Annotated in this window: 11 protein-coding genes; all 11 read left to right on the forward strand. The window is 53.5% G+C overall.

What is annotated here, in order from left to right; genetic code table 11:
- Nucleotides 1-20 precede the first annotated feature (20 nt).
- The 11 genes from AAGQ96_RS03190 to AAGQ96_RS03240 all read left to right on the forward strand — a co-directional run bounded on the left by AAGQ96_RS03190 (nt 21) and on the right by AAGQ96_RS03240 (nt 14,142).
- Nucleotides 21-782, forward strand: coding sequence for a DUF4225 domain-containing protein (locus tag AAGQ96_RS03190; protein ID WP_342754830.1), 762 nt, complete (start codon nt 21-23; stop codon nt 780-782).
- Nucleotides 782-1,111 (forward strand): hypothetical protein, encoded by a 330-nt coding sequence (locus AAGQ96_RS03195; protein ID WP_342754831.1) that lies wholly within the window; start codon nt 782-784, stop codon nt 1,109-1,111. The genes AAGQ96_RS03190 and AAGQ96_RS03195 overlap by 1 nt, the downstream gene beginning before the upstream one ends.
- 154 nt (nt 1,112-1,265) lie before the next feature.
- A complete protein-coding gene (gene tssH, locus AAGQ96_RS03200) occupies nt 1,266-3,881 on the forward strand; it encodes a type VI secretion system ATPase TssH (RefSeq protein ID WP_342754832.1) in 2,616 nt (871 codons plus the stop codon).
- Between the two features lie 28 nt (nt 3,882-3,909).
- Nucleotides 3,910-5,346, forward strand: a complete 1,437-nt coding sequence (locus tag AAGQ96_RS03205) for a serine/threonine-protein kinase (protein ID WP_342754833.1) — start codon at nt 3,910-3,912, stop codon at nt 5,344-5,346.
- Between the two features lie 45 nt (nt 5,347-5,391).
- The gene (locus tag AAGQ96_RS03210; protein WP_147194955.1) at nt 5,392-6,147 is read left to right on the forward strand and encodes a hypothetical protein; all 756 of its coding nucleotides are present in this window, start codon (nt 5,392-5,394) and stop codon (nt 6,145-6,147) included.
- 109 nt (nt 6,148-6,256) lie between these two features.
- Nucleotides 6,257-8,179 (forward strand): type VI secretion system tip protein TssI/VgrG, encoded by a 1,923-nt coding sequence (gene tssI, locus AAGQ96_RS03215; protein ID WP_342754834.1) that lies wholly within the window; start codon nt 6,257-6,259, stop codon nt 8,177-8,179.
- A 16-nt stretch (nt 8,180-8,195) separates the two neighbouring features.
- Nucleotides 8,196-9,002, forward strand: a complete 807-nt coding sequence (locus AAGQ96_RS03220; RefSeq protein ID WP_342754835.1) for a DcrB-related protein — start codon at nt 8,196-8,198, stop codon at nt 9,000-9,002.
- Between the two features lie 3 nt (nt 9,003-9,005).
- The gene (locus tag AAGQ96_RS03225) at nt 9,006-10,331 is read left to right on the forward strand and encodes a PAAR domain-containing protein (RefSeq protein WP_342754836.1); all 1,326 of its coding nucleotides are present in this window, start codon (nt 9,006-9,008) and stop codon (nt 10,329-10,331) included.
- Nucleotides 10,331-11,419, forward strand: a complete 1,089-nt coding sequence (gene tri1, locus AAGQ96_RS03230; protein ID WP_342754837.1) for an ADP-ribosylarginine hydrolase Tri1 — start codon at nt 10,331-10,333, stop codon at nt 11,417-11,419. The genes AAGQ96_RS03225 and tri1 overlap by 1 nt, the downstream gene beginning before the upstream one ends.
- Before the next feature lie 378 nt (nt 11,420-11,797).
- Nucleotides 11,798-13,723 carry a type VI secretion system tip protein TssI/VgrG gene (tssI, locus tag AAGQ96_RS03235; protein ID WP_342754838.1) on the forward strand — a complete coding sequence of 642 codons (1,926 nt, stop codon included), beginning with the start codon at nt 11,798-11,800 and terminating at the stop codon, nt 13,721-13,723.
- Nucleotides 13,720-14,142 carry a DcrB-related protein gene (locus AAGQ96_RS03240; RefSeq protein WP_147194984.1) on the forward strand — a complete coding sequence of 141 codons (423 nt, stop codon included), beginning with the start codon at nt 13,720-13,722 and terminating at the stop codon, nt 14,140-14,142. Before tssI (AAGQ96_RS03235) ends, AAGQ96_RS03240 begins: the two co-directional genes overlap by 4 nt.
- The last annotated feature ends 2 nt before the right edge of the window (nt 14,143-14,144 follow it).

Raw genomic sequence — 14,144 nt, forward strand, 5'->3', positions numbered from 1 at the left:
AAAAACACAAGGAGTGTAAGATGTTGAATGCCAATTCAATTAAAGAAAAACTGAGTCAACAGATTAAAGAAATAAATATCCTGAGCAACACGCTTGGGATGCGTTTTCTATTCAATGCACAATCAAGGCAGCTTTTCCTCCGGGAAATAGATGAGGTTATTGATGACGTTGTCAGAGATATAGGGATAAATTGCTTATCAGTAAGAGGCGGCATCGAAAGGCTGAACAGGGAAATAGCCTATTTAAAAGAGCAGCAATCTAAGGTTTATATGCAAAAAGCCTTGCAGTATGCTGCCGTCGAAAAGAGAGAAAGGGAAGGCAGAAATCAGCTAATTTTAAAACAAATAGGATTTATTGGCGGTGGTACACAAATATTCTCAGGATTTGGCGTTTGCGCCGCATCTTTGGGTACGGCTTGTATAGCCTTTGGTGCTCCGCTTATTACACATGGCTTTAACAACTTTTATGAAAGTGGATATTATTTGCTTTTCCAAAGAGAAAAACAGGGCTTTGCCCGACAGGGATATCACAAGGCCGCACAGCTACTTGGATATAATGGTAAGAATGCTGACTACGCATACGCAGGGGTAGATTTAGCGCTCTCAAGTTATGGTTTGGGTAGACTGGTGCTGAGAGAGGACGCTTTTCGCCTTTTCAAAAATATTAACTCTGATTTTATCCGGGGCTGGCAAACGATGGGCAAAGTCTCTTTGGGGGCTGAGATGTTGACCAATATTGCAACAGTCTATGGTGTTCATCAGCTCAGTAAGGAAACACAATAATGTATAATGAGATCGGCCTTCAGCAGGAAGGCGGTTGGGTCCTGATTTCTTATGTCATCATATCGTTAACCCTTTTCTTTGTTTTTCTCTTTTTAAAGATTAATAACGATAACATCACACCTTATTTCAAGGTCATTGCTTTCTTTACTGTGTTCCTTTGTGCGAGTATTCAATATTGGATATTCCAGTATGGTATGGCAAAAGTCTATGCGTTCTTTTCACTTTTCCCTTTGGATAGCGATTTTTTACGGTTTTGCGCTTTGTTTTTTTGTCTTTCTTATCTCTTTTTTCTGCCCGTCAGAAGCTTTGGTAAGAAAAATAAAAAGTGATGAATATTTCTCTTTTCTGATTTAATTTTAAGACGGCTGGTTCTTATTGATAATAAAAACCAGCCAAAAAAATCCGCGCCGAAAACGACGCGATTTCAGAACTATTCTGCGTCACAGCTATTTTATTCCATCCGCCACCTAATTTGGATTAACCATGTCAGAAATCAGCCGCGCCGTACTGTTCGGCAAACTGGATACGCTGTTATTTACCTCGCTGGAAAGCGCTACCGCCTTTTGTAAACTGCGCGGCAACCCTTATGTAGAGCTGGTGCACTGGCTGCATCAGCTGATGCAGCAGCAGGATGGGGATCTGCAACAGCTGATCCGCCATTTTTCACTGGATGAAGATGCGCTAACCCGCGATATCGTGGCGGCGCTGGATCGCCTGCCGCGCGGCGCAAGTGCGGTATCCGATTTGTCCGAGCACATCGACAGCGCGGTTGAACGCGCCTGGGTCTATGGCTCGCTGAAGTTTGGCGTGCAGCAAATCCGTGGTGGCCATCTGCTGATCGGCATGCTGAAAACCTTTAACCTGGCGAACCTGCTGAAGGGCATCTCATCTCAGTTCAGCCGCATCAGCGCCGACGCGCTGCTGGAACAGTTCGACAGCGTGTTTGCCAACAGCAAAGAGGCGCAGCAGGTTACCGCCGCGCCGCGACAGACCGATGGCGCGGTGCCGCAGCAGCAAAGCACGCTGGCGCAGTATGCTCAGGATCTGACTGCGCGGGCGCGCGAAGGCAAAATCGATCCGGTTGCCGGCCGTGACGAAGAGATCCGCCAGATGGTGGACATCCTGATGCGTCGTCGCCAGAACAACCCGCTGCTCACCGGTGAAGCGGGCGTGGGTAAAACGGCGGTGGTGGAAGGGCTGGCGCTGCGGATGGCAGCGGGCGACGTGCCGGAGCCGTTGCAAAACGTACAGCTGTGGCTGCTGGATATCGGCATGTTACAGGCAGGCGCAGGCATGAAGGGCGAGTTCGAGGCGCGCCTTCAGGCGCTGATCAATGAAGTGCAATCCAGCCCAACGCCAATCATTCTGTTTATCGACGAAATCCATACGCTGGTAGGCGCGGGCGGCCAGCAGGGCACCGGCGATGCCGCTAACCTGCTGAAACCGGCACTGGCGCGTGGCCAGCTGCGTACTATCGGTGCCACTACCTGGGCGGAATACAAAAAGTATATCGAGAAAGATCCGGCGTTAACGCGGCGTTTCCAGACGGTGCAGGTGCAGGAGCCTGACGAAGAAAAAGCGCTGCTGATGCTGCGCAGCACCGTCAGCCCGCTGGAAAAACATCACCACGTGCTGCTGCTGGATGAAGCCGTTGCCGCCGCCGTGAAGCTTTCCCACCGCTACATTCCTGCTCGCCAGCTGCCGGACAAAGCCGTGGCGCTGCTGGATACCGCCTGCGCCCGCGTGGCCGTGAGTCAGAGCGCGCAGCCGCCGCAGCTGGAAGATTGCCTGCACCGCATCCACGCGCTGGAGATTGAAAAAGAGATTGCCGAACGCGAAGCGAAAGTGGCGATTGGCGATGCCGCCCGCGTGACCAGGCTAAACGAGCAGCTCGCCGAACTGGCGGTGCAGCGTGACGAACTGACCCACCGCTGGCAGTCAGAGCGCGAACTGGTCGATGGCATTATCGCGCTGCGCGCGCAGCTACATGGAGACGAAGCGGAAGATATTGCGGCTATCCATCAGCAGCTTGCCGAACGCCAGCAGCAGCTGAAAGCGTTGCAGGGCGAAGCGCCGCTGCTGTTCGCCGCCGTGGAGGCGAACGTTGTTGCTGCGGTGGTCTCCGACTGGACCGGGATCCCGCTGGGCCGTATGGTGAAAAACGAAATTGAAGCGGTATTGAAGCTGGCGGACACGCTGAACGAGCGCGTGATTGGTCAGCGTCACGGTCTGGATCTGATTGCCAAACGCGTTCGTACTTCCCGTGCAAAACTGGACGATCCAAACAAGCCGGTCGGCGTGTTTATGCTCTGTGGCCCTTCCGGCGTGGGTAAAACCGAAACCGCGCTGGCGCTGGCGGAAACGCTGTACGGCGGCGAGCAGAACATCATCACCATCAACATGAGCGAATTCCAGGAAGCCCACACCGTTTCCACCCTGAAGGGCGCGCCTCCGGGCTATGTCGGTTACGGCGAAGGCGGCGTACTGACCGAGGCCGTGCGTCGTCGTCCTTACAGCGTGGTGCTGCTGGATGAAATTGAGAAAGCGCACCCGGACGTGCATGAAATCTTCTTCCAGGTATTTGATAAAGGCTGGATGGAGGATGGCGAAGGCCGGCACATCGATTTCCGTAATACGTTAATTATTCTGACCTCCAACGTCGGCACGCAGCTTATCAGCGCGATGTGCGCCGATCCGGATTTGATGCCGGAGCCGGACGCGCTGGCGGGTGCGCTGCGGGCACCGCTGCTGGAAGTTTTCCCGCCTGCCTTGCTGGGTCGCCTGCTGGTGGTGCCTTACTACCCGCTGAGCGATGAGATGCTGGCCAGCATTGTTCGTTTACAACTGAAGCGCGTTCAGCGACGTCTTGAGCAAAACCACGGCATCACTTCTGAAGTCGATGACAGCGTGATCGACCTTATCGTTCAGCGCTGTACTGAGGTAGAATCCGGGGGCCGTATGGTCGACGCCATCCTTACCAATACGCTGCTGCCGCAGATGAGCCAGATGCTGCTGGTCGCCAGCAGTAACGAAGAACACTACAAACGCCTGCGCGTAAGCCTGCACGACGGCGAGTTCCAGTGTCAGTTTGAGGCGTAAGCCTGTACCTATCAGAGAGTTGTCCATTATGTCAGAACAAGATAAACCGCGAGCGATCCACAATGCGCTGCCGGTGGGCTACCGCTTTAACGAGTTTGAAATCAAGGAAGTGATTGGCGGCGGCGGCTTTGGCATCGTCTATCGAGCCTGGGATCATCAGCTGGAACGCACCATCGCGATTAAAGAGTTTATGCCCGCCTCGCTGGCAGTGCGTAACGATGACCTGACGCTGGTGCTGCGCAGCGAGCGCTTCAGCAAAACTTTCCACGCCGGACTGAACAGCTTTATTCAGGAAGCGCGTCTGCTGGCGCGCTTTAACCATCCGAACCTGCTGCACGTGCTGCGCTTCTGGGTGCAGAACGACACCGCTTATATGGGTACCGCGTTTTACAGCGGCACCACGCTGTCTCAGCTGCACAATCTGCGCCCGGAGATGATCAGCGAAGCCTGGATCCGCTGCCTGCTGCCGCCGCTGTTTGGTGCGATCAACACCATTCATCAGGAAGGGTATCTGCATCGCGATATCTCGCTGGATAACATTCAAATCCAGGAGAATGGCGTGCCGGTGCTGCTGGACTTCGGTTCAGCGCGAAAAGCGATTGGCAACCTGTCCGATGAAACGGAGACCATGCTCAAGCCGGGCTTTGCGCCGATTGAGCAGTACAGCGACGACAACGAGAGCGAGCAGGGGACCTGGACTGACATCTACGCGCTGGGCGCGGTGCTGCATACGCTGATTGTTGGCGCGCCGCCGCCGGTGAGCGTGGTGCGCAGCATCGAAGACAACTATCAGCCGCTGGTTCAGCTGAAGCCGGAAGGCTACTCGCTGCCGCTGCTGCATGCTATTGACCGGGCGCTGGCGCTGCAACCGGAAGATCGTCCGCAGACGGTCGATCAGCTGGCCGCGCTGATGGAGCTTTCTCCTGGCGATATCAACGAGATCTTTGAAGTAAACGTCAGCGGGCCTGGCACGATGCTGGTGCCGGTTGCAGAAGAAGAAGCGGCAGCAGCAAGCAAAACCGCCGGGCTGAAGCGCTTTATGGTGCCAGGGCTGATTGCGGCAGGTGTGCTGGTGGGGATTGGTGTGGGGGCGCTGATCGCCGGTGGCGGTAGCGATGACCAGCCGCAAACGGCTTCCACCACGGAGACGGCCCGGCCGCCAGCTGCCAGCCAGGCACCGGCAGCCACCGCGAGTACGGCGGCACCAGCCGCTCAGCATAACGAACCGGCTGCGCCACCCCCACCGCCGGAACCGGTCGCGCAGATCTATATCAAGCTGCTGCCGGGCGACGAAGTGGCGATGAACGGCAACCCGCAGGCGCTGGTGCCGTCGCCGAACGGTTTCGCCATGCTGCAACTGCCGCCGGGCGACTATCGCTTCAGCATCAGCAACGGTGGCCACACCCGCGCTCAGAGCATCACCGTCGATAAAGAAGGTGTATGGCTGCTTAACCCGCAAAGCTAATTGTTTTCGCCCGGCGCCGCGTCGGGCCACTTCAGGAAATAAACAATGGATGAATATATCTATCATATCGCTAAAAAGCGTATTGCCTTTGACAATATAAAACAGCAGGGCCTGGTTCCGGCTGCCCGTTTATCGGGGGCATCTGTTGCTCAACGTGAAGGGGCTTTCGCCACTGACCGGGCTAAAAATTCAGAAAAGAAAGAAATATTGAAGCTAAGAGGCGCACTTTACTTGGGTGCAACCCGAGGTTATACCCTTGAGGAAATAAAAAATAAGAATTATATGTTCACCGCTATTCCCGTCGATCTGAATAGCGATCGGGAGGAGGCAATGAAAACCCTGACCGATTTTGAAACGAATTTCTATAACGAATATTTTCCAAAGCGCGCCGTAAAAGGCCCAAGGGCAAGGCCACAGGATTTTGAAGAACCCGCGGCAAAAATGCTGCGCGATAATCCTAACCATGCTTTATGCCGGTTTGCCAAAGATTACGTACGATTACATTATGCTATTGAAGAGCGTGTCACCTCTAATCATATTTATTTCTTTGAGACAAAATATTCCTCTGACTGCTACCGGGATTATACCAAACATCATCAGGGCGAAATAAATTGTAGAGTGCTTCGGGTAAGACGTACCGTTATTAATCATCTTGAGCAGGATATGTCGGAGTTCAGAGGAAAAATGACCAGAGAATCGGTCAACCCTGAATTTATTGAAGTATACAATGCTGAGGGAAGCCCGTTTAGTTCTGCGGCAGGCGAACACTGGACCCCGCTCACCGAGGCGCGCGAAAGCTAATTCTGACTTACTGCCGTAACGCTGTCAGGCGAAATTACTTTAGTTATCTTATCTGCAAAGCTAACTGTTCTCTGCCCGGCACCGCGTCGGGCCACTCCGGGAAATCACCATGTTTGATCGCATCACCGTACTCCTGCCGGTTGAGGGGCTGCTGTTCTGGAAACTCAGCGGCCGCGAAGCCCTTTCCACCGCCTTTGAACTCACCGTTGACCTGCTCAGCACCGACGCCCGCATCGACCGCAAGTCGCTGCTCGGCCAGCCGATAACCCTGTGTATCCCCACCCAGGGACTGACGGGCACCCGCTGGCTCAACGGTAAAATCACCCAGGTGAAGGTCAACAGCCAGGAGCTGAACGGCACGCGCTATGCGGTCTACCGGCTGATGATGGAGCCGGACCTGTGGCCGATGAAGCGCGACCGCAACCTGCGCATCTTCCAGAGCCAGACCGCGCCGGCGATTATCAAAACGCTGCTGTCGGAATATGGCGTGACCGTTGAAGACCGGCTGACCGGCCACTACCGCGTCTGGGAATACTGCGTGCAGTACCAGGAAAGCAGCTTTGACTTTATCAGCCGCCTGATGGAGCTGGAGGGGATTTATTATTTCTTCCGCCATGAGCAGGACAAACATACGCTGGTGCTGACGGACAGCGCGCAGCAGCACCAGCCGTACGCGGGCTACGAGGTCATTCCGTATCACGCCACGCCGTCCGGCGGCACCACCAGCGTGGAAGGGATCAGCAACTGGGAGATGGAAGACCGGGTCACGCCGGGTATCTACAGCATCGACGACTACGACTTCCGCAAGCCAAACGCGTGGATGTTCCAGGCGAAACAGAACCCCGCCTCGCCGACGCCGGGGCAGATTGACGTCTACGACTGGCCGGGCCATTTTGTTGACCACGACCACGGCGAGTTCTACGCGAAAATCCGTCAGGAAGTGTGGCAGGTGGAGCATCATCAAATCAGCGCCACCGGCACCGCGCTGGGGCTGGCCCCGGGCAACACCTTTGCGCTGCTGGACGCGCCGTTCTTCAGCGACAACGGCGAGTACCTGACCGTGGGCGCGGAATACGACTTCGAAGAGAACAACTACGCCAGCGGCAACGGCGGCAGCACGAAGCACAATATCGCGATTGACGTTATCCCGTCGGACATCACCTTCCGCGCGCAACCGAAAACCCCGTGGCCACGCACGCACGGGCCGCAGACGGCAAAAGTGGTGGGGCCAAAAGGGGAGTCGATCTGGACCGACAAATACGGCCGCATCAAGGTGAAGTTCCACTGGGACCGTCTGGCGAAAGGCGACGACACCAGCTCGTGCTGGGTGCGCGTGTCCAGCGCGTGGGCGGGCCAGGGCTTTGGTGGGGTACAGATCCCGCGCGTCAACGACGAGGTGGTGATCGACTTTATCAACGGCGATCCGGACCGGCCAATCGTCACCGGCCGCGTCTACAACGAAGCGAGCATGCCGCCGTGGGCGCTGCCGGGCGCGGCGACGCAGATGGGCTTTCTGAGCCGCTCGAAGGACGGCTCGCCGGACAATGCCAACGCGCTGCGCTTTGAGGACAAGGCGGGAGAGGAGCAGGTGTGGATCCAGGCGCAGAAGAATATGGATACTCACGTCAAGGCGGACGCGACGCACGTTGTTGGGAAAAATCATAACCACTATGTGGGTGAGAACGAAGAGCATCGCGTTGTTGAGGATCAGGAAGTCGGTGTAAAAGGTAGTTCCACCATGATTACAGGAAATACCAGAACTGATAATGCCGTTGGGGCTTATATTATTGGTTCCGGTGAATCAATCAGGCTGGAATGTGGTAAAAGCGTTATTGAGCTAACTGAGGATGGCAGTATTAACATGACCGGAGTCAACTTTAATATAACCGTTGATAAATCTGGTGAAATTAATACTGGCAGTGAATTACATCTAAACCCATCAGACGGTATGACTGTAGCAATACCACCAGGTAGCAGTCATAAAGAAAACATCCAATCTCAATTGTCTGCTTTTTTCAAAAAGAATAAATAATCTACAGAGAAACTATATGGCTACGTATCAACTTCAGGAAGCATTTCTTGAATTACCTGATATCTTCAAAGATCGTACAATGAATTTGTTTACTCTCAGTGAAAATAATGCCAGTGAGTTTACCTTTGTTGTTTCACGTGCGTCTGCAAATCTTGGTGATAATTTGCAAAGTATCTCATCGAAATTAATAAAAGAGATGGATATAACGCTACAGGAATTTGTACTGGAATCATCACAGCCAGTTTTAATTGATAATCAGCCCGCGATAGAGATTTTTTACCATTTTAAAAACGGTAATGCAGTAATCTGGCAGAAACAGTCCGTGATCCTGCTAAACGATGAAAATCGGGCAAGGAAAATGGTCTGTTTTATTGGTACCTGCCCTGATAAGTTTGAAGAATATTATCACAACCAATATCACGCCATTATTAACAGTATTCGTTTTCGCTACGACGAGAAAGATGACTTTGTTCCTGAAGCGCTTCCGGCAGCAAGTGAAAAGGTTCACTTTGCGCTGGATAATGACAGCAAAGAGCTATTTGTTTTTGAGACATTAAATGGTCTTTACCAGCATATCGATTTGCAACGGGCTTTGAATGGCGCTTATCTTTTTTACGATGCGGCTGGTAATCCTTTGCACATCGCTCCTTTGCCTAAAGTGATGGAGCAGGAGACAACGCGCTATGCGTTATGGACCACCTCGCCCAAAAGGGCACAACAGATGTCGTCGGTGTTACTGTTGTGCCGTTCAGTAAAAGGTTCGCAGGTGCTTAATACGACTGAAGCCATCGCTGCTTTTATTCAGGCAAACAGGGATGCTTGATCCATGAGTGAGTTCAATGCGGCCCGCGAGCTTGATGATATAGCCCATACTGCATCAAAAACCTGGATGATTGCCGGATTGATCGGCGGGGCCATTTTAGGCGCTGCTGCCGTTGTGGTTACTGGCGGTGCTGCACTGGTTGCTGTCACTGCAGCAGCGGCTGCAGGAGCAACGGCTGCAGGTGGAGTTGGGGAAGTTTTAGGGAGTATGTCTTGGGCTCCGCGCCACGTTACAGGAAAGCTGGCTGATGGTTCTCCGGATGTAATTATTAACGATCGTGCTGCTATCCGGGCCCATTTGTCGACCGGCGAATGTGATGAGCACAGTGGATCAAAGCAATTGGTTGCTGAAGGCTCGATTAAGGTCTACATCAACAATTTCCCGGCTGCACGAATTGGCGATCGTCTTACCTGTAGTGCTGAGATTTTTTCAGGATCTTCAAACGTTTTTATCGGCGGAAGCAAGCGGCAAACGGATGATATAAGTGCGGAAATTCCTGGTTGGGTTAACTGGGTCATGCTGGGCGTAGGGGCTGCTGCGATAGGTGTACTGGCGTCACCTGCTATCGCTCTCCTTAGTACTCTTGGAGCACTAGGTGGCGGTTATGCCGGTAATTACATCGGCGGCAGATTCTTTGGTGAGGGTAGCGATGGCCAGAAATGGTCAATGCTTGCTGGTGGATTGGTTGGCGGTGCTGCGGGCGGCAAAGGCGGGGCTAAATTCGACGGCTGGCGAAGAGGAACTTCAGAAAAGCCATTTTTATCTGTTGAACCTGAGTCGCCATCAATGTCTCTGGCTGATGCGGTAGGACAAAGCATGGCAAAACGTTGGATAGCGAAGGGGCGGGAGTTGGCTGATGCGAAAGCGCCGGAGCTATCGGCTTTATTATCGGACGATCAGATTGGTGCATTATATGGATACACGACGGACCCCGGATATGAAATGATTAACCCGGCATTGCGAGGTAGTACAGAGCTTACGCCTGAAATTGAAGCATTCTCTCAACATGCATCAGCCGGCCTTGATAACCTACCTACTTTTGATGGCATAACATTGAGGGGAATCAAGTCATTACCTTCCGAAGTATTAAATCAATATCAGGTCGGTAGTACCGTTTCAGATAAAACGTTTATGAGTACTGATTCTCTAAATGCTTTCAAAGGGGCAATTCAAATGAAAATAGACGGTTACTCAGGCCGGGATATAGACTTTTTATCGTCTCATAGTGCAACTGAAACTGAAGTCCTGTTTAAACCTGATACCAAATTTGTAGTCACCGAGCGAAGCGAGCAAAATGGCGTAACGCGAATTAGTCTTAAGGAATTGTAATGATTGATCTACACGCAAATGACGACATTGTTAATGAGTATGCCAGAAGATACCATCATCTTCTTCCTGTAAATAAGCGTAAGGCAGCGCATGACGTCGGGCATTCTGAGCGTGCTAAAGAGGCTTTATCCCTGCCTGACTGGGATAACAGTTATCCTCAGCTCAATGACATGGCTGAAGCCCTGGATAAAGCGAAGGGCGCATTTTTAGGGCTGGCCGTCGGCGATGCGGTTGGCACCACGTTAGAGTTTCAGAGCCGTGATGTTGCGCGTGTCAATGATATGGTGGGGGGGGGGCCCTTTAGGTTGAAGGCTGGTGAATGGACTGATGACACCTCAATGGCTCTTTGCCTGGCTGAAGCCTGTATCGAATCAGGGCGGGTAGATGTAAATCTTTTCAGAGATAAGCTCGTCGACTGGTACAGGAATGGCTCTAATAGTGTTAATGGTCGCTGTTTCGATATAGGGTATACCACCCGCTTTGCCCTTGAACAGTATATTAAGCATGGCGCAGCATGGTTCGGTAATACTGAAAGAAATACGGCTGGAAATGCGGCTATTATTCGACAGGCCCCAGCTATCATAATGAACTGGCGTTCGCTTCAGCGTATCTACTTTGCCACTAAATCGCAAAGCAGAGCAACGCATGGCGCAGTCGAGTCTTTCTCTGCCTGTAACTACCATGGTTTTTTACTGCACATGCTGATTAACGGGCATGACAAGCAGAGCGTTTTTTCACCGCATCAATTCCCTCTCACTGCTCGTGTTTTAATCATCAATGCGGGTGAGTATAAGCTCAAGGCTCGTCATCAAATTCGGTCAAGCGGCTATGTAATTGACACTCTTGAAGCCGCAATGTGGGCAGTTTGGAATACGAATAATTTTCGTGATGCAATTTTGCTTGCAGCAAATTTAGCCGATGATGCAGATAGCGTAGCGGCTACCGCGGGACAGATTGCTGGCGCACTTTACGGTGCTTCCGGTATTCCACAAGAATGGCTGAGTAAGCTGGCGCAAAAAGAACGTATTGAAAATATGGCTTGTGATTTGTTCCAGATAGGTATTGCAAATGGTGATACCAGAATTTAACGTCGACAATTATTTCTCGAATCTAATAAAAATATCGCCATTGACCGTTTTTTCAATTAACAAATAATTTTTTCAGGCATACCTTTAACGCCAATCGTTATGAGTCCGTGCCTGAACTGTTAGATTCTATACGGCCCCCTTAATCGCAGAAGAATTATTTAAGCGCGCACCGGGGAATGAATGATATATCCCCTTAGGATATAATGCGTTGCAGTGAGATAGCAGGCGTGCCGTCTGTGTTTGACGCGTAGAAGAGACTTTTGTGGCCGCTGTTGGAAGTCCGCATTACGGGAGCATCACTGCCAAACGCGGGCTGCTTAATCCACCGAGTTAACTGTTTTCGCCCGGCACCGCGTCGGGCCACTCCGGGAAATCACCATGTTTGATCGCATCACCGTACTCCTGCCGGTTGAGGGGCTGCTGTTCTGGAAACTCAGCGGCCGCGAAGCCCTTTCCACCGCCTTTGAACTCACCGTTGACCTGCTCAGCACCGACGCCCGCATCGACCGCAAGTCGCTGCTCGGCCAGCCGATAACCCTGTGTATCCCCACCCAGGGACTGACGGGCACCCGCTGGCTCAACGGCAAAATCACCCAGGTGAAGGTCAACAGCCAGGAGCTGAACGGCACGCGCTATGCGGTCTACCGGCTGATGATGGAGCCGGACCTGTGGCCGATGAAGCGCGACCGCAACCTGCGCATCTTCCAGAGCCAGACCGCGCCGGCGATTATTAAAACGCTGCTGTCGGAATATGGCGTGACCGTTGAAGACCGTCTGACCGGCCACTACCGCGTCTGGGAATACTGCGTGCAGTACCAGGAAAGCAGCTTTGACTTTATCAGCCGCCTGATGGAGCTGGAGGGGATTTATTATTTCTTCCGCCATGAGCAGGACAAACATACGCTGGTGCTGACGGACAGCGCGCAGCAGCACCAGCCGTACGCGGGCTACGAGGTCATTCCGTATCACGCCACGCCGTCCGGCGGCACCACCAGCGTGGAAGGGATCAGCAACTGGGAGATGGAAGACCGGGTCACGCCGGGTATCTACAGCATCGACGACTACGACTTCCGCAAGCCAAACGCGTGGATGTTCCAGGCGAAGCAGAACCCCGCCTCGCCGACGCCGGGGCAGATTGACGTCTACGACTGGCCGGGCCATTTTGTTGACCACGACCACGGCGAGTTCTACGCGAAAATCCGTCAGGAAGTGTGGCAGGTGGAGCATCATCAAATCAGCGCCACCGGCACCGCGCTGGGGCTGGCCCCGGGCAACACGTTTGCGCTGCTGGACGCGCCGTTCTTCAGCGACAACGGCGAGTACCTGACCGTGGGCGCGGAATACGACTTCGAAGAGAACAACTACGCCAGCGGCAACGGCGGCAGCACGAAGCACAATATCGCGATTGACGTTATCCCGTCGGACATCACCTTCCGCGCGCAACCGAAAACCCCGTGGCCGCGCACGCACGGGCCGCAGACGGCAAAAGTGGTGGGGCCAAAAGGGGAGTCGATCTGGACCGACAAATACGGTCGCATCAAGGTGAAGTTCCACTGGGACCGTCTGGCGAAAGGCGACGACACCAGCTCGTGCTGGGTGCGCGTGTCGAGCGCGTGGGCGGGCCAGGGCTTTGGTGGGGTGCAGATCCCGCGCGTCAACGACGAGGTGGTGATCGACTTTATCAACGGCGACCCGGACCGGCCGATCGTCACCGGCCGCGTCTACAACGAAGCGAGCATGCCGCCGTGGGCGCTGCCGGGCGCGGCGACGCAGATGGGCTTCCTGAGCCGCTCGAAGGACGGCTCGCCGGACAATGCCAACGCGCTGCGCTTTGAGGACAAGGCGGGAGAGGAGCAGGTGTGGATCCAGGCGCAGAAGAATATGGATACTCACGTCAAAAATGACGAGACGCACACGGTAGGCGGCAGCCAGACCGTCGCTATCGAAAAAGAGTTCACCAGCTCGGTGAGTGGCGCTTATACGCAAAACACCCAAAAATCGCGTAGCGAACTGGTCGGTGGCGACTATGGGTTGCGAGTGCAGGGCGGCCTTGAACTGGCCTCTGGCGAAGGGATCAGCTTTATTTCAGGCGACAGCGTACTGACGCTCAATCCAAACGGGACTATCTCGCTGCAATGCACCCAATTTGAAATCAATGCGACTGGCAAAGGGCAGATCAATACCGGTGGAACGCTGGATCTTAACATTAGCCAGCCGACCCCAGGCGTGACGCCAGATCCGACGCCAATGACCATTGCCATACAGGTTGAGGAAGCCTTTGATAAAAAAGGGAGCAACTCATGAATTACGTCCTGTCAGAAGGAACCTTACCCTTACCGGAAGCCATTCAGGAGCAGAGCGTTACGCTGCTCAGACTGCCTAAAGCGCGCGCCACGCTGGTGATCACTCGCGCCTGGGACGTAAAAGCTGGCGAGGAAGAGAACTACCTGAAGCAGCAACTGGCAAAAGTGAAGCGCGATATGAAGAAGTTTGCCGCAGAAGAAGCGGAAGAGACGCTGTTCGGTGGCTTAAAAGCGCGGGAAGTGGCAATGCGCTTTGAAAATCAAGGCGTTGTGGTGATGCAAAAGCTGCTGGTCGTTCGAACCGATACCCACCTGATGGCGCTGACGTTCAGTCGTGCAGGCCAGTTCGATCCGGAGTCGCTGGCTATCTGGCAAAATATCAAAGAAGGATTTATTCCTGCTGCGGGCTTGGAGGCCTGATC

Source organism: Pantoea sp. MBD-2R (genome assembly GCF_039134845.1).
GTDB lineage: Bacteria > Pseudomonadota > Gammaproteobacteria > Enterobacterales > Enterobacteriaceae > Erwinia.